This is a genomic window from Cupriavidus sp. GW821-FHT07C08 (assembly GCF_059419025.1).
Genome location: NZ_JBWKQZ010000005.1, coordinates 64,004 through 79,423 on the forward strand (window position 1 = coordinate 64,004; position 15,420 = coordinate 79,423).

At 68.2% G+C, this 15,420-nt stretch carries 13 protein-coding genes; 4 read left to right on the plus strand and 9 right to left on the minus strand.

Translation table 11 applies throughout. The features are described from left to right. Window positions 1-381 precede the first annotated feature (381 nt). Window positions 382-1,692 (minus strand): hypothetical protein, encoded by a 1,311-nt coding sequence (locus tag AC07UK_RS08615; RefSeq protein ID WP_494685840.1) that lies wholly within the window; start codon window positions 1,690-1,692, stop codon window positions 382-384. A gap of 795 nt (window positions 1,693-2,487) precedes the next feature. On the opposite strand from AC07UK_RS08615, the gene leuA reads away from it, so the two are divergent. Together leuA and AC07UK_RS08625 are read left to right on the plus strand one after the other, a co-directional pair. Then, entirely contained in the window at window positions 2,488-4,185 is a 1,698-nt protein-coding gene (gene leuA / locus AC07UK_RS08620) for a 2-isopropylmalate synthase (RefSeq protein WP_436224474.1), read from the plus strand. A gap of 343 nt (window positions 4,186-4,528) precedes the next feature. Beyond that, window positions 4,529-5,173, plus strand: coding sequence for an OmpW/AlkL family protein (locus AC07UK_RS08625; protein WP_153954331.1), 645 nt, complete (start codon window positions 4,529-4,531; stop codon window positions 5,171-5,173). A 77-nt stretch (window positions 5,174-5,250) separates the two neighbouring features. Here the strand turns inward: AC07UK_RS08625 and AC07UK_RS08630 are convergent, their stop codons facing one another. Further along, entirely contained in the window at window positions 5,251-6,738 is a 1,488-nt protein-coding gene (locus AC07UK_RS08630) for an AMP nucleosidase (RefSeq protein WP_011616336.1), read from the minus strand. A gap of 187 nt (window positions 6,739-6,925) precedes the next feature. Between AC07UK_RS08630 and AC07UK_RS08635 the strand changes: the two genes are divergently transcribed. Further along, entirely contained in the window at window positions 6,926-7,315 is a 390-nt protein-coding gene (locus AC07UK_RS08635; protein ID WP_010814084.1) for a GNAT family N-acetyltransferase, read from the plus strand. A gap of 25 nt (window positions 7,316-7,340) precedes the next feature. Here AC07UK_RS08635 and AC07UK_RS08640 read toward each other — a convergent pair whose 3' ends face one another. From AC07UK_RS08640 to AC07UK_RS08660, 5 genes are all read right to left on the minus strand, one after another. Beyond that, window positions 7,341-8,105, minus strand: a complete 765-nt coding sequence (locus tag AC07UK_RS08640) for an NADPH-dependent F420 reductase (protein WP_494685841.1) — start codon at window positions 8,103-8,105, stop codon at window positions 7,341-7,343. 97 nt (window positions 8,106-8,202) lie between these two features. Continuing rightward, window positions 8,203-9,249 carry an MBL fold metallo-hydrolase gene (locus tag AC07UK_RS08645; protein WP_436224476.1) on the minus strand — a complete coding sequence of 349 codons (1,047 nt, stop codon included), beginning with the start codon at window positions 9,247-9,249 and terminating at the stop codon, window positions 8,203-8,205. Between the two features lie 186 nt (window positions 9,250-9,435). After that, window positions 9,436-10,401 (minus strand): Bug family tripartite tricarboxylate transporter substrate binding protein, encoded by a 966-nt coding sequence (locus tag AC07UK_RS08650; protein ID WP_436224477.1) that lies wholly within the window; start codon window positions 10,399-10,401, stop codon window positions 9,436-9,438. Between the two features lie 42 nt (window positions 10,402-10,443). After that, window positions 10,444-10,797: an AtuA-related protein gene (locus AC07UK_RS08655; protein WP_436224478.1), complete on the minus strand. Its 354-nt coding sequence runs from the start codon at window positions 10,795-10,797 to the stop codon at window positions 10,444-10,446. 12 nt (window positions 10,798-10,809) lie between these two features. Next, on the minus strand, window positions 10,810-12,171 hold the full coding sequence (locus AC07UK_RS08660) for an acyclic terpene utilization AtuA family protein (RefSeq protein WP_494685842.1): 1,362 nt from the start codon (window positions 12,169-12,171) through the stop codon (window positions 10,810-10,812). A gap of 115 nt (window positions 12,172-12,286) precedes the next feature. Between AC07UK_RS08660 and AC07UK_RS08665 the strand changes: the two genes are divergently transcribed. After that, window positions 12,287-13,192, plus strand: coding sequence for a LysR family transcriptional regulator (locus AC07UK_RS08665; protein WP_436225347.1), 906 nt, complete (start codon window positions 12,287-12,289; stop codon window positions 13,190-13,192). A 54-nt stretch (window positions 13,193-13,246) separates the two neighbouring features. Here AC07UK_RS08665 and AC07UK_RS08670 read toward each other — a convergent pair whose 3' ends face one another. Continuing rightward, the gene (locus tag AC07UK_RS08670) at window positions 13,247-14,038 is read right to left on the minus strand and encodes an SDR family oxidoreductase (protein WP_494685843.1); all 792 of its coding nucleotides are present in this window, start codon (window positions 14,036-14,038) and stop codon (window positions 13,247-13,249) included. A 37-nt stretch (window positions 14,039-14,075) separates the two neighbouring features. Then, window positions 14,076-15,212, minus strand: a complete 1,137-nt coding sequence (locus AC07UK_RS08675) for an ABC transporter substrate-binding protein (protein WP_436224481.1) — start codon at window positions 15,210-15,212, stop codon at window positions 14,076-14,078. Window positions 15,213-15,420: the final 208 nt, after the last annotated feature.

The following is a 15,420-nucleotide window of genomic DNA, read 5'->3' on the forward strand; positions in this document are numbered from 1 at the left end:
GCTTTCCGCCTCGACAGATCCACGCAGAAACGGGTACGCCCGCTGCTTCCGCCCGGTGCGGAAGCAGCGTTTTGCGCTCGCCTGTTGACGGTCTGGTGGCGATAAAACCCGCCTGGAAAGGCTTGCGCCGCTGCACGCAGAAACGGGTACGCTTTGCGCGCTGGCTGGCCTGGCACGCAGCTCGGGGACGTCCCGCAAAGGCAGGCCCGGCCTGGTCCGGAGGCCTTTGCCGGCAGGCCCCGGCAGCGCCTGGCACGCCTGGCGCCGGTCACGCAGAAACGGGTACGCTTTGACGGCTTCCCTTCCGACGGCCACTGGTATGCCCCAAAGCAGAACGCCCTCCGGATGGAGGGCGTTTCGCCAGGCGCGGGAACCTGCTGCTTACTTGACCGTACCGTAGAAGACCAGCTTCAGCGGCGTATTGTCGGCGACGGCGTTACAGGTCACGGTAAGAGTGAAGTCGCCCTGCGCTGTGCCCGTGACGTACTTCTGATGATCCGCGACGCCAGGCGACAACTCCACCGGGCCGGTGCTGGTCCACGCCCAGTTGATGCACGCGGTGTATTGTGCATCGTCGCCAAGGTGCTTCATGCGCGCGGTCACCGGGATGCTCATCGGCGGCATCAGCAGCAGCGTCATCGGGTCCTGGTTGTCGCCAACCAGCGCCCAGACCGGATTCTCGGTCACCGTCAGCGTGGCGCTGCGGCGCTCGCCAAGTTTGGTGCTGACTGCGGTCACCGTCAGGCTGCTCTGGACCGGGCCCTTGTCGTTGGCCAGGCTGGTGCTGACCGTGGCGTCATGCGTACCCGCCGCTTCCGATGCGGACAGCGTGGCCGAGGTCGCCGTGTAGGTCCAGGCGCCGTCGAAGTCCGCGGTCACGTCCTGGCCATCGTGGCGCAGCACGCGCGAGGTGAAGGTTTCCGGACGGTTGCTGAAGACCTGCAGCGCATTCACCTCGCGGCCGCCCTTGGTCGTCACCACGCGATAGGCGGCGGCGCCGTTCTTCTGCACCGTCACCGCGATCACACCGGCAATGGCATGCCCGTCCGGCGCGGTCACCGACACCGAGACACTGGCCGTGGCCACGGCAGTGGGTGAGCTGTTGCTCGCCTTCAGCGTGGCGCTGTTCTGGCTGGCCGTGACCTGGACCGCGGTGCCGCTGCTGGACCATGCCCAGCTGTTGACGCTGGCGGACACATCGGCGCCGTTGCTGTCGACCAGCGATACCTTGACCGGCAGCGTCTGCCCGTCGCTCATCGACAGGCTGCTGTTCGGGATCGACAGGCTGTAGCTCAGCGCCGAGGCCGGCACCACGGTGATGGTGGCGGATTGCGCGGGCAGCTGCACCGTTGTGTTGTCGGCGCCCTTGACGCTCGCCACCACCTGGACGGTTGTCGTCCCGGTGGCAATGCCCTTGACCACGGCGCTGCCCGGCGTGGTGGCACTCGGCTCCACGGTGGCAATGCCGCTGTCGGTACTGGTCCAGTTGAAGGTGGTGTTGCCGGACACGTCGATGCCGTTGCTGTCCACCGCCAGCGCGCTGATGGTGATCGTGCGGCCGACGCCGACCTCGCCGGAGGTCACGCTCATCTTCACCGTATAGGTCAGCGGCGTGGTGCCGCCTGCGTTTGGCGTGGTGGGCGTGCCCGAACCGCCGCCGCCACCGCCGCACGCTGCCAGCAGCAAAGTCATGGCAGCGCCTGCCAGCCAGGATGCCCACGTTCTCAGTCTCATGATGTTCCCCCCAGTCGTGTGTTTTTTCCCGCGCTACCAGCCTAGGCACAAAGGTGCCAGCGCAATACCGGCCAGAGGACTGAGGTGCGGCGCACAGAACATGCGCGTGGTTCATCCTTTCAGCGCAGCGGCACCGCCATTCGGGCGAGGCAAATATGACCGGCAGGGTTTCGCCCGCAAGCCGGGCCCAGCCGTTTGGCGCAACCCGCGCATGGCAGTCCCCCGATCGGGCCACGCCCGCACCCGGCGCGCTCCCACGCTTGACCGGGGCCGGCCTTGTCGACTAACCTTTGCAGGCCATCCGGCGCCTGCCGGATGCGCACCAACCACGAGCGGCCCCCGGCCCTCCTCCAGGCACGATGAACCGTTACACCAGCACACTCAGCCAGGCTGCCGATGCGTCCCGCATCGCTGCCCGCGCTCGCGTGCTGGCTGCCCCGGCATCGGGCCGCGCCCTGCGCGCTTCCTCGCTACTGCTAAGCCTATCGATCGGTTGCCGGGCCTAGTGCCCCGTGGCAGTTCGGCAGCCTTTCGCCACCCTTTTCCCGTTTTTCTTTTTTTTGCTTTCCCAGGCCCGCTGAATCACTGAAATGGGCCGGTGCCTGCCATGCCATGCGGGCACATCGCGTCGTTGCAAATGCTCGCAATAGCTGTGCTATTGCTGCGCTTTGCGCCTAGCGCTGTATCCCGCATGGCATGTCCTTCACCTCCCATTTCAATGATTCAGCGGGCTAGCGAGGAAGGAGACCCCCTATGCTCAGCAATCCCGCCACCAAGTACCAGCCCGCCGCCACCGTCGACATTCCTGACCGCACCTGGCCCGGCCGCACCATCACGCGCGCACCGCGCTGGATGAGCACCGACCTGCGCGACGGCAATCAGGCCCTGATCGAGCCGATGAACCCGGCACGCAAGCTGCGCTTCTTCGAGCAGCTGGTGAAGATCGGCCTGAAGGAAATCGAAGTGGCATTCCCCGCCGCCTCGCAGACCGATTTCGACTTCGTGCGCATGCTGATCGAAGAGCAGCGCATCCCCGACGACGTCAACATCGTGGTGCTGACGCAATCGCGCGAAGACCTGATCCGCCGCACCGTCGAGTCCGTGCGCGGCGCAGCGCGGGCCACGGTGCACCTGTACAACCCGATCGCACCGGCCTGGCGGCGCATTGTCTTCAATGCCTCGCGTGAAGAGATCAAGGAAGTCGCGGTCTCGGGCACGCACCTGATCAAATCGCTGACCGATGCCATGCCCGGGACGGCATGGACCTATGAGTATTCGCCCGAGACTTTCAGCCTGGCCGAGCTCGACTTCTCGCTGGAAGTCAGCGACTCCGTCTCTGCCGCCTGGCAGGCCGGCCCGGACCGGCCGATGATCCTGAACCTGCCGACCACGGTCGAATGCAGCACGCCCAACGTGTTCGCCGACCAGATCGAATGGATGCACCGCCGCCTGGCACGGCGCGAACACATCGCGCTGTCAGTGCATCCGCACAACGACCGCGGCACCGCGGTGGCGGCCGCGGAACTGGCGCTGATGGCAGGCGCGGACCGCGTCGAAGGCTGCCTGTTCGGCAACGGCGAGCGCACTGGCAATGTCGACCTGGTGACACTGGCGCTCAACCTTTATACGCAGGGCGTGGCGCCCGAGCTGGACTTCTCCGATATCGACGCGGTGCGCCAGTGCGTGGAGCACTGCAACCAGCTGCCGGTGCATCCGCGCCACCCGTATGTGGGCGACCTGGTGTTCACCGCGTTCTCGGGCTCGCACCAGGATGCGATCCGCAAGGGCTTTGCGCAGCAGCAGCCGGACGGCATCTGGGAAGTGCCCTACCTGCCGATCGACCCGGCCGATCTCGGCCGCAGCTATGACGCGGTGATCCGTGTCAACAGCCAGTCCGGCAAGGGCGGCATGGCCTACCTGCTGGAGCAGGTGCATGACATCTACATGCCGCGCCGCCTGCAGATCGAATTCAGCCGCGCAGTGCAGGCCATGACCGACGACACCGGGCTTGAGGCAAGTGCCGATGATCTTTATGGTTTGTTCCAGCGCGAGTACCTCGCGCAGCAGACACCGCTGCGCTATGTATCGCACCAGCTGGTGTCTGACAGCGGCGGCGCCACGGAGATCGAAGTGCAGATGGTGCGCGACGGCAAGCCGTGCAGCGCGCGCGGCACCGGCAACGGGCCCATCGATGCCTTCGTCAATGCGCTGGACTTGCCGGTATGCGTGATGGACTACCACGAGCATGCAATGACCGCCGGCGCCGATGCGCGCGCTGCCTGCTATGTGGAAGTGCGCGTGGGAGATTCGCCGACAGGGTTCGGCGCCGGCATCGACGCCAACCTGGTCACGGCCTCGCTGCGCGCGGTGATCTCGGGCGTGAACCGGCACCTGCAGGCCGGCTTTGGACTGGCGCAAGCCCCGCAGTCCGCAGAGGCCGCTGAGGCCTGACACCGCTGGCCGCCGCAAGAAAACCGGTGTGCCCCGCCCCCACGGGGCACACCCGGAAAGACGCCCTTGCGGACGCCCACGACATGCTCGGTGCCGATCCGCACACGCTGCTGGCGTGCTCGGATCTTTCGCACAGCGTAAGGGGCAGCATCGCACCGCGCCACGAATAATTCCGCATGTGTTTAGAAGCGTCGGCGCAGCTGGCACCGCGGCGCCCTCCCTCGCTGTAGCGCCTGCGCGACGCAGCTAGCCCCGTTCCCCGCTACTTGTTTTGGGTCAAAGCTCAGCCCGGCCTGCTCGGCCAAACTGGGCCCGGATTTGATACCAGACCAAGCAGAACCTCATGAAAACACTCTCTCTTCGCACCCGGGTCACCTGTTCCGCCATCGCCGCCTGCGCCATGCTGGGCGCCTTCGCCACCCCTGCCGCCGCCGCGGACGATGCCCAGGGCAACTGGATGGTGCGCCTGCGCGGCACCTATCTCGACATGGCCAAGAGCTCCGACCCCGTCGGCGGCGTCGGCCCGTCGGACCGCATTACGGTCAACAACAAGTGGATTCCCGAGTTCGACGTCACCTACTTCTTCACGCCGAACATCGCCGCCGAACTGGTGCTGACCGTGCCGCAGAAGCAGAACGTCTACCTGGACGGCAACAAGGTCGGCACCTTCAAGCATCTGCCGCCGACGCTGCTGGTGCAGTACCACTTCATCCCCAACGGCACCTTCCGCCCGTATATCGGCGCGGGCCTGAACTTCACCCGCATCTGGGGCGAGAACATTGCCAACAACGCGCTGCAGCTCGATAGCTGGAGCGTCGGTCCCGCACTGCAGATCGGCATGGACTACAAGCTGACCAAGAACTGGTTCCTGAACGCCGACATCAAGAAGATCTGGCTGTCGAGCGATGTGAAGGCCGGCGATGTCAAGGTGTCCAAGGTGAACCTGGATCCGTGGCTGTTCAGCATGGGTGTGGGGTATCGCTTCTGATCCTGCAGTGCCATGCAAAAGGCCGGCGCCAATCAGGCGCCGGCCTTTTGCTTTTCCGGATGAGCGAGGATGCGGACCTACCGGAACGCCGGCTCATCAAAGCTGCGCAGCTTGCGCGAATGCAGCTGCTCCACCCCGTTCTCACGCAGGATGCGGATCGCCTCCAGCCCGATGGTCATATGCTGGCTGACGCGCTGGCGATAGAAGGCGTTGGCCATGCCGCGCAGCTTGAGCTCGCCATGCAGCGGCTTGTCCGACACGCATAGCAACGTGCCATAGGGCACGCGCAGCCGGAAGCCGTTGGCCGCCACCGCCGCGCTTTCCATATCGATGGCAATCGCGCGCGACTGGTTGAAGCGCGCATACAGCGACTTGGACTTCAGTTCCCAGTTGCGGTCATCTGTCGAGACCACCGTGCCGGTACGCATGCGGGTCTTCATCTCGTTGCCGGACAGCCCGGTCACGCGCGCCACGGCCTCCTGCAGGGCCACCTGGATCTCGGCGATCGGCGGCACCGGCACCCACGGCGGCAGGTCGTGGTCGAGCACGTGGTCGTCGCGCACATAGGCGTGCGCCAGCACGTAGTCGCCCAGCTGCTGCGAGCGGCGCAGGCCGCCGCAGTGGCCCACCATCAGCCAGCAATGCGGGCGCAGCACGGCCAGGTGGTCGGTCATGGTCTTGGCGTTGGACGGGCCCACGCCGATATTGACCAGCGTCACCCCCAGCTTGTCTTCGCGCACCAGGTGATAGGCCGGCATCTGCGGCAGCGCGCGCGGGCGCGAGGCGTCGTCGGGTTCCGCGCCGCCCAGTTCCTGCATCACGTCGCCGGGCTCGACAAAGCGGGTGTAGCCGCCGCCGTCGCTGCTGGCCATCAGGCCCCGGCCCAGCTCGACAAACTCGTCGACATAGCGCTGGTAGTTGGTGAACAGCACGAAGCGCTGGAAATGCTGCGGTGCCGTGCCGGTGTAGTGGTACAGCCGCTGCAGGGCCAGGTCCACGCGCTCGGCGGGGAACAGCGACAGCGGCCAGGCCTCGCCCGGAATCGGCTCATAGGTGCCGTTGGCGATGCCGTCGTCGATGCGGCTCAGCTCGGGCAGCACGAACGATGCCTCCAGCTCGCGCGCCTGGGTGTAGCTGATGTCGGTGGTCGAAGCCTCGATCACGAACGGCAGCGGGATCGGGCGCCGGCTCAGCCCTACCACCACCGGCACGCGGTGATAGCGCATCAGCCGCTCGATCTGGTCGCGGTAGTAGTCCGCCAGCAGGTCGGGGCGGGTCACGGTGGTGCCATACACGCCCGGGTAGGCCACGGTGCCCCATGACGGCCGGCTGTCGGTGACCATGGTCTCGATGTTGACCGAGATGCCCAGGTACGGATAGCACGCATGCGCGGCCGAGGGCAGCGGCTTGCCGCTGGCGAAGGCGTCGAAGCGCGCGCGCACGGCGCCGACCGAAGCTTCGTAGATGTCGCGGATGCGTGCGATCGCCGCATCCGCGTCGGTGAACTCGGCAAGCTGGTCGGCCGGATGTGCGGAGGAAAAGACGGGGGCGTTCATGGAGGCCATGATACCGCGCCGGCGCGCCGGCGTGAGCAGCACCCGACCCCGCCAGAAGCCAAATTGACGCGCCCGCGCCCGCTCGCTACACTCCGCCAATTGCGCAGCACGGGTTCCCGTGCTGTTCTCGACTCGCGGCGCCCCTCGTGGCAAGGGGCGGCGAGGGGCCGTACACGCTTTACTGGGAGAGCCGCCGATGGAAATCCGTAACCTGTTGCCAGACGACATCGAGGCAGCCAGACAACTACTGATCGCCAACGGCTGGGCCCACCGGGTGGGCGGCCCGGAGAAATTCGCACGGCTGGTGGCCAACTCCCAACGCGTGGTCGTGGCGGTGGAGCATGGCGAGATCGTCGGCTTTGCCCGCGCGCTGTGCGACGACGTCTGCGACGGCTTCCTGTCGATGGTTGCCGTCGCGCCCAGCCACCGCCGGCGCGGCATCGGCCGCGCCCTGGTGCGGCACATCGTGGGCAACGACCCCGACATCACCTGGATGCTGCGCGCGGCGCGTTCCTCCGAAGCCGCATTCTTCGGCCAGCTCGGCTTCACGCCGTCGATGGTGGCAATGGAGCGGCGCCGGCCCTGATCCGCCAGCACCCCCGGGCGCAGCGTCAGCGTGCGCCCATCTTGCGCCGGAACTCCTCGGCCGTACCCACCTGCCGGAACAGCGACCCGCCCGGTGCGAAGCGATCCGCGCTCGCCAGCGGCCCCACCACCACCGGTTCGAATCCCGCGTCGCGCACCAGCTGCGCGGCCACGTCGAGCGCGGCCTTGTCGTCGCCGGCGATGGGCACCGCCACCAGGCCGCCCGCCCGGTGATGCTCGCTGGCAAACTGCGCCGCCCCCATGAAGTTGAAGGCCCGCACTACGCGCGCGCCGCGCAGGTAGCGCGCGGTGGTGATGCCGATGCCGTCACGCCTGGCCTCCTCGGTGATCGGGCCATCGCGGTGCTCATAGGCGTTGGTGGCATCAAGCACGATCTTGCCCCGCCAGGCCTCGGCATGGTCGCGACTGAGCTGCGGCAGCGCGCCGTAGGGCGTGGCCAGGAACAGCACGTCAGAGAACGCAATTGCCTCGGCCACGGTGCCGGCGCGCGCCAGCGTACCCAATTCTTCGACCAGCGGCTTGAGTGCCTCCGGGTGCCGCGACGAGAACAGGACCGGGTGTCCGGCCTTGACCCACAGCCCGCCCACGGTGCCGCCGATGCGGCCCGAGCCGATCACGCCGATGCGCTGCGCGGCGGCCTCGCGGCCGGCCGCCGGGCCAGGCTGGGCGCGCACGGCGCGCGGCAGGGGCGCGGCCAGCACCAGGGCCGCGGCGCTGGCGCCAAGCCAGCGGCGGCGGGCAGGATCGAAGCGGGATGCCCTGGCGTTCATCGCAAATCCTCCGCAGTGGACACGACCATCCGTACCGTACGTCATACGGACCGCTGGGATGACTCTAGGCGAAAAAGCGACGGCCCGGCGTGGTCGGCTAGCGGTCGTTGCGGATCGGCCCGAATTCCGCCGGCACCCACGCATATCCGGCCACATCGCGGCGCACATGGCCAAGGCCCGGGAAGGGCATATGCGCGCCCCCCACCCACAGCCGGCCCTTGGCGGCATCGGCCAGGATGCGCTGGCGCGTGATCACGGCCTGGTGGCTGTCCACGTCAAACTCGATCGCCACCTGCGGGCGGCGGAACTGCACCGCATGGCTGTGCACGATGTCGCCCCACAACAGCAGGCTATCCTTGCCCGAGGTGAACAGGTAGCCACTGTGGCCCGGCGTATGGCCATTGGCCGGCACCGCACGCACACCGGGAACGGGCTCGACACCGGCGCCGCCGTTGAAGGGTCGGAAGCGCTGCGCCGCCTGGTACGGCGCGACCGCGGCGCGCGCCATGGCGAACAGGCCCTGCGCCTCCTTCGGCGCGGCGGCGGCATTGGCTTCGCTGAGCCAGTAGTCGGCATCGGCCTTGTCGACATAGACGGTTGCGTTCGGGAACGCCGCCTTGCCGTCGGTGGCCAGGCCGCAGGCGTGGTCGCCGTGCAGGTGGGTCAGCAGCACGGTGTCGATCTGTTCCGGCGCGTAGCCCGCCGCCCGCAGGTTTTCGCCGATGCGCCCGAGGGTGGGCCCGAAGCAGGCAGCCGCGCCCGTATCGACCAGCACCAGGTGGCTGCCGGTATGGATCAGGTAGGCGTTGACCGCGGTCTGCATGCCCGGCGTCGATTCGACGAACATCCGCGCCAGCAGGCTCTGCACCTCGCGCGCGCTGGTGTACTTGAGGATCTTCGGGTCCAGGTCGATGTAGCCGTCATAGAGCGCCGTGACCTCGAGCTGGCCGACCATCATGCGGTAGTAGCCCGGCACCTGGGTCTTCTGCTGCGCCGGCGGCGTGGTGGTCTGCGCAGTGGCGATGGCGGGAAGCAAGGCGGCCCCCATGGTGACGGCGATGGCGGCACGCAATACGGCCTGGCGCAGCACCGGGCGACGGCCCGGACGTAAGGTTGCATGGCACACCACGGACTGCTGCTTCATATCCTGTTCCTGTTCTGGTTGGTGTTGTCGAGGAGAAGACCGGAGCCGCAAGGCGCGCGGCCAGGACATATCTTAGCCGGCCCTTGTCCATCAAGGCCGGAAGCACCAAAGCGTACCTACTTCTGCGTAAAAAACGGGGCCGTTTGGCCCCGTTTTCCATGCATGGGAGCTTGCGCTGCCCCGCGCTCACTCCGGCTGGATATTCGCCGCCTTGATGATGCGCCCCCACTTGCCGGACTCCTGCAACTGGAACTTCGCCAGCTCCGCGGGCGTGCTGGTGAACACCTCCGTGCCGGTCGACTTGTAGAAGCCGGCCGCAGTATCGCCGCGCGCGGCCTTGACCATCATCGCATTGAGCTTCGCCACCACCGGCTGCGGCGTGCCGGCGGGCGCATAGGCCGCGAACCAGTAGCTCATCTCGTAGCCCTTGACGCCGGCTTCGTCGATGGTGGGCACGTCCGGCGCCAGCGGCGAGCGCGTCTTGCCCGACACCCCCAGCGCGCGCAGCTTGCCGCTCTTGACCTGCGGCAGGCCGGTGGCCGTGTCCGTGATCATCATCTGGATCTGGTTGCCGAGCAGGTCGGTGATGGCCAGCGGGTTGCTCTTGTACGGCACGTGCAGCAACTCCACATGCGCCATCTGCTGGAACAGCTCGCCGGCAACGCGCGACGACGAGCTGCCGCTGCCGAAGCTGAGCTTGCCCGGCTGCTGTTTTGCCAGCGCGATGAACTCGCCCACGGTCTTGGCCGGCACCTGCGGGTTGACCACCATGATCTGGCCGCCGCGGCCCAGCGCGGTGATCGGCGCGTAGTCCTTGACCGGGTCGTAGGGCAGCTTCTTGAACAGGTGCTCGTTGGCCGCATGCGTGGTGTTGGTGCTGATCAGCACGGTGTAGCCGTCCGGCGCGGCCTTGGCCACGTCCGACGCGGCGATGAAGCCGTTGGCGCCCGGCTTGTTGTCGACCACCACGGTGGCCTTGCTGTCCACGGTGATGGCCTGGCCGATGGCGCGCGCCAGCTGGTCGGTGGCGCTGCCGGCCGCGAACGGCACCACGAAGCGGATCGGCTTGTCCGGGAACTCGGCCCAGGCCTGCCCCGCGGGCAGGACCAGCGCAAGCGCGGCAACGGCCAGTGGCTTGAGAAATGGGTGCATCGTGGTCTCCTGTAGAAGTTGTTGTCGGTGTGAAGCGATGGATCAGTGGCTATCCGCGGTGCCGGGCGCGAGCCGCGGCGGCACAGGGATCTCAAGCTGCAGCAGGCGGAACGATAGCGCCTTGCCGTGCGTGTCGAGGTTGAGCGCGTCGTTGACGCCGCCATCGAGCACGCCGTCGAGGACGAAGTTCATCGCCTGCAGCGATGGCACCAGGTAGCGCGTGACGGACGTGGGCCGGCGCTCGCGGAACAGCGCGCGCACGGCGTCTTCGGTCACGTGCGCGATCAGGTGGTCGTAGTCGCGCGCGTCGTAGGCGATCACGCTGATGTTGGAACGGTTGCCCTTGTCGCCGGTGCGGCCGTGGGCGAACTGGTAGAGCGCAGCAGTGTCAGTCATGGTCGGACCTCCTCAGGCGATAAAGCTATGCGCGGCCGTCACGGCCTCGCGCGGCACCAGGCACGACACCGCATTCAGGCGCGCGCGCTGCGCGGTGCGCACGCCGCCGCCGCCGGCCGGGCCGCAGGTATAGAGCGCATTGACCTCGCGCTGCAGGGCCTGCGCCACCGCCAGGTCGTCATGCGCCAGCGCGGCGCGCAGGCGCACGTCCTGCGCCGCTTGCTCATGCGGCTGGCGCCGGGCGAACATGGCGCCGCCATCGTCAGCCAGCACGCTGAGCACGCCGATCAGGTCGAAGCGGATGGGCGCGTCGTGGCCCAGCAGCTGCATGCGCCGGCGCAGGATGTCGGCGGCCAGCCGCGCGCGGGCGGCGGCATTGGGGCCGGCGTATGAGATCTCGCCCTCGGCCAGCCAGCCGCCGTGGCTGAACACATTGGCCTTGAGCTGCGCCGGCCGGGGGTGGCCGCGCACATTGCGCACCGCCACCCGGTCCGGACCCAGCTGCGCCACGGTGACGGCGCCGATGTCGGCCACCACGTCGGGCGTCAGGTAGGCGGCCGGATCGTGGACCTCATACAGCAGCTGTTCCTTGACCGTGCGCAGGTCCACGCAGCCGCCGGTATTCGCGGCCTTGAAGATCTCGATGCCGCCGTCGGCATCGAGCTGCGCGATCGGGAAGCCCAGTGCATGCACATCGGGTACGTCCTTCATGCCGGGATCGGCAAAGTAGCCGCCGGTGACCTGCGCCCCGCATTCCAGCAGGTGGCCGGCCATGGTGGCGGCGGCCAGGCGGTCCCAGTCATCCCACGACCAGCCGAAGTGCGCCATCGCCGGCCCCACGGCCAGCGCCGGATCGGCCACGCGCCCGCACACCACCACCTGGGCACCGGCAGCGATCGCCTCGGCGATGCCTTGCGCGCCGATATAGGCATTGGCGCAGACGAAGCGATCGGCGTCAAAGGCATCGCCAAGAATGCCGTGCAAGCGCGCGCGCCCCGCGTCGTCGGACAGGTCATCGCCCTCCACTACCGCAACGCGCGGCGCGGGCAGGCCCAGTTCCTGCGCCAGCTGCAGCACGCGCCGCGCCGCGGCGCGCGGATTGGCGGCGCCGAAATTGCCGACGATGGGAATGCGGTGCTGCAGGCACAGGCCCAGTACCGGCACCAGCAGCGCATCGAGCAGCGGCTCGTAGCCCTGCGCGGGATCGTTGCGCCGCGCCAGCTGCGCCAGCGCCAGCGTGCGCTCGGCCAGGGTCTCGAAGATCAGCGCGGCCGGCTGGCCGGAGGCAATCAGCGTGCGCACCACCGGCAGCGCGGCATCGGTGCGGTCGCCGGAGAAGCCGGCGCCGGAGCCGATCAGCAAGGGGGCAGTCATGGTCGGGGGCAGGTTGTTGGTGGACTCGATCCCATTCTAGGGCGGGGACGTCCAGCCAAAAAATGGATTATTTGGATTAATCTATCGATTTGCTGGATAAATGCACCAGGCCCCCATGAACCTCTCGGTCAAGCACCTGCGCGCCTTCGTGGCGCTGGCCACCTACCGCAACTTCACGCGCGCGGCGCGCGCCTGCCACCTGTCGCAGTCGGCCTTCAGCGCGCTGGTGCAGACGCTGGAGGAACAGGCCGGCAGCCGGCTGTTCGAACGCACCACGCGGCACGTGGAGCTGAGCAGCGACGGCGTGCGCTTCGAGCAGACCGCGCGCCGGCTGCTGGCCGATTTCGAAACCGCGTTCGAGGACTTGCGCGCGCACGCCGAGCGGCGCAAGGGGCGCGTGTCGATCGCTGCGCTGCCATCGCTGGCCGCCGGCGACTTGCCGCCGCTGCTGGCGCAATTCCGCGCGCTGTATCCGGGCATCGCGCTGGAGCTGTTCGACCAGCTCGCCGACGGCTGCATCGAACTGGTCCGCCAGGGCCGCGCCGACTTTGCGCTGGCCCCGGCGCCGGCCCAGGACGAAGACCTGCGCGTGGAGCCGCTGGTGCGCGACACCTTCCACCTGGTGTGCCCGGCGGACCACCCACTGGCACGCAAGCGCCGCATCACGCCGCAGATGCTGGCGGGCCTGCCGTTTATCCAGCTGTCGCGCACGACCAGCGTGCGCCAGCACCTGGACGCCGCGCTGCATCCGTTGCGCCTGACCAGCGTGATGGAGGTGGAGCACCTGGCGACTGTGGCGGCGCTGGTGCAGGCGGGGCTGGGCGTGAGCGCGGTGCCGTCGCTGGCGCTGTTTCAGTTCCGGCGCGAGGGGCTGGCGATCCGGCCGCTGCAGCTGCCGTCGCTGGTGCGCGATATTTGCCTGGTGCGGCTCAAGGACCGCGGCGACTCGGCCGCGGCAGCCGCGATGATCGACTGCCTGCAGGCGTTCTACCGCGGCGGCAAGCCGCCCGCGCGGCGCTGAAATCCCGGCTAGAACGGCACGCAGAATTGGGTACGCTTTGCTGCCGGCGGCGCCTCAGAAGTGCCCGAGATAGCCGCCGTCGACGGCCAGCACCTGCCCGGTGACATAGGATGCGGCCGGCGACGCCAGGAATACCACCGCGCCCGCCACTTCCTCTGGCTGGCCCCAGCGGCCCAGCGAGGTGCGCTGGCGCAGCCACTCGGCCACGCCCTCGTCCTCGACCATGACCTGGTTGGGCTCGGTGGCGAAGTAGCCTGGGGCGATCGCGTTGACGGTGACGCCGTGCCGCCCCAGGTCGGCCGCCATGGCGCGCGTGAGCGCGTCCAGGGCGCCCTTGGTGGCAGGGTAGAGCACGTCGCCGGCGCGCGCGACCTGGCCCGCGATCGAGCTCACATTGACGATGCGCCCGTAGTCGCCGCGGCGCATGCGCTGCGCCGCGAGCCGGCACAGCGTGTAGGGCGCCACCAGGTTAGTCTCGAGCATGGCGCGCAGGTCGCCGGCATCGAGCTGCGCCATGGTGCTGCGGTTGCGCGCGCCGGCGTTGTTGACGAGGATGTCGAGCCGGCCATGGGCGGCGTCAATGCGGTCGAACGCGGCCGCCACGGCGGCTTCATCGGTGATATCGAGCACCAGCGCCTCGGCGCTGCCACCGCGCGCGGCCAGCGCGGCGACGGCCGCTTGCACGCGCTGCGCATTGCGCGCCACCACCAGCACATGGGCACCGGCATCGGCCAGCCCGGCGGCAATCGCCAGGCCCAGGCCCTGCGCGCCGCCGGTCACCAGCGCCACGCGGCCGTGCAGCGAGAACGGGGTACGGGAATCGGGGGAGGGGGTAGGAGTAGCCATGCGGAAGACTATACCGCAGCCCCCCTGCCCGCGGGATTCAGCGGATCAGCTTGCCGGTGGACGAGACGATCGACATTTCCACGAACGACGAGCCGGTATGGCGCTCGGCGCTGTAGCTGATCAGGATGCCGCCAAGGTCGTAGTCGCGCATGCCTTCCAGCGCCGTGACCAGGCGCTCGCGCGTCAGGTCGGGGCCGGCGCGGCGTAGCCCTTCGACCAGCACCTTGGCCGACATGAAACCCTCCATGCCGGCGTTGGACGGCTCCACGCCCTGCTGCTTGGCCAGGCTGCGGTATTCGCTGGCCAGAGTCATCTGGCTGGAGTTGGTGCCCGGCACCACCTGCGTGATGATCAGCCCGCGCGCATCGGGGCCCAGTTCACGGATAAAGGAATCGGCCGCATTGTTGGACAGCGTGACGAACTGTGCCTCGCTGCCGGCGCGGCGCAGCTCGCGGATGATGCGCGCCGCCTCGGAGCCCGAGCCGATCACCAATACCGCCTGCGGGTTGGCCTTGTTCATGGCGGCCACGCTCTGGGTGATATCGCCCATGGGCCGGGCAAAGCTTGCCGTCGCCGCCGGCTGCACGCCGCGCGCCTGCAGCGCGGCGCTGTAACCTTCCAGCACGTCCCGGCCAAAGCCGTCGTTGGCGTAGAAGATGCCGATGCGGCTCATGCCCGATGTGGCCAGGTGGTTGATCGCACGCGCCACCTCGTCCTGGTACTTGGCGCGCACGTTGAACACGTAGCGGTTCACCGGCCGGTGCAGCGTGATGGCGCCGGTCAGCGGCGCCACCAGCGGCACCTTCTGCGCGGCGATGATGGGCAGGATGCTTTCGTTCTGCGGCGTGCCGCGCACCATGAAGAGCGCGAACACCTTGTCCTCGTCGATCAGCTTGCGCACATTGTCGGGCGTGCGCTTGGCATCGAAGCCGTCATCGTGGGTCACCAGCTCGATGCGCCGCCCGGCCACGCCGCCGCTGGCGTTGATGGTGCGCAGGTACACCTGCGCGCCGGCGATCTGCTCCTTGACCGAACCGGCCACCGGACCGGTGATGCCGGCCGACTGGCCGATGCGGATGGTATTGCGGGTCACGCCCGTTTCCGCCAGGGCCGTCTGCGCGGCCCATCCCAGCGTGGCGGCCAGCATGCCGCACGCGATCCATTTCGCTTTCATTGTCTCGACCCCCTGCGCCTGTCCGGCTGACTTCATCGTTTTATTGCGGCACGGCATGCACGGCCGTGTGCCGTCACGCAAGTTACCGCATGCGTCTCATGGGAGCAAACCGGGAAAGATCGGAGTGTTGCAGCAGCATCACACCGGAACCGCGCAGGCAGTTCCGGTGTGAGCCGGGGCGCGCGAAATGATGCGCGTCAGAGCGCGC

What these genes read in the sequence shown, in the direction of transcription:
- AC07UK_RS08615 (WP_494685840.1), bottom strand. Translation starts at nt 1,692, where the DNA reads ATGACTTTGCTGCTGGCAGCGTGCGGCGGTGGCGGCGGCGGTTCGGGC.
- leuA (WP_436224474.1), top strand. Translation starts at nt 2,488, where the DNA reads ATGCTCAGCAATCCCGCCACCAAGTACCAGCCCGCCGCCACCGTCGAC.
- AC07UK_RS08625 (WP_153954331.1), top strand. Translation starts at nt 4,529, where the DNA reads ATGAAAACACTCTCTCTTCGCACCCGGGTCACCTGTTCCGCCATCGCC.
- AC07UK_RS08630 (WP_011616336.1), bottom strand. Translation starts at nt 6,738, where the DNA reads ATGGCCTCCATGAACGCCCCCGTCTTTTCCTCCGCACATCCGGCCGAC.
- AC07UK_RS08635 (WP_010814084.1), top strand. Translation starts at nt 6,926, where the DNA reads ATGGAAATCCGTAACCTGTTGCCAGACGACATCGAGGCAGCCAGACAA.
- AC07UK_RS08640 (WP_494685841.1), bottom strand. Translation starts at nt 8,105, where the DNA reads ATGAACGCCAGGGCATCCCGCTTCGATCCTGCCCGCCGCCGCTGGCTT.
- AC07UK_RS08645 (WP_436224476.1), bottom strand. Translation starts at nt 9,249, where the DNA reads ATGAAGCAGCAGTCCGTGGTGTGCCATGCAACCTTACGTCCGGGCCGT.
- AC07UK_RS08650 (WP_436224477.1), bottom strand. Translation starts at nt 10,401, where the DNA reads ATGCACCCATTTCTCAAGCCACTGGCCGTTGCCGCGCTTGCGCTGGTC.
- AC07UK_RS08655 (WP_436224478.1), bottom strand. Translation starts at nt 10,797, where the DNA reads ATGACTGACACTGCTGCGCTCTACCAGTTCGCCCACGGCCGCACCGGC.
- AC07UK_RS08660 (WP_494685842.1), bottom strand. Translation starts at nt 12,171, where the DNA reads ATGACTGCCCCCTTGCTGATCGGCTCCGGCGCCGGCTTCTCCGGCGAC.
- AC07UK_RS08665 (WP_436225347.1), top strand. Translation starts at nt 12,287, where the DNA reads ATGAACCTCTCGGTCAAGCACCTGCGCGCCTTCGTGGCGCTGGCCACC.
- AC07UK_RS08670 (WP_494685843.1), bottom strand. Translation starts at nt 14,038, where the DNA reads ATGGCTACTCCTACCCCCTCCCCCGATTCCCGTACCCCGTTCTCGCTG.
- AC07UK_RS08675 (WP_436224481.1), bottom strand. Translation starts at nt 15,212, where the DNA reads ATGAAAGCGAAATGGATCGCGTGCGGCATGCTGGCCGCCACGCTGGGA.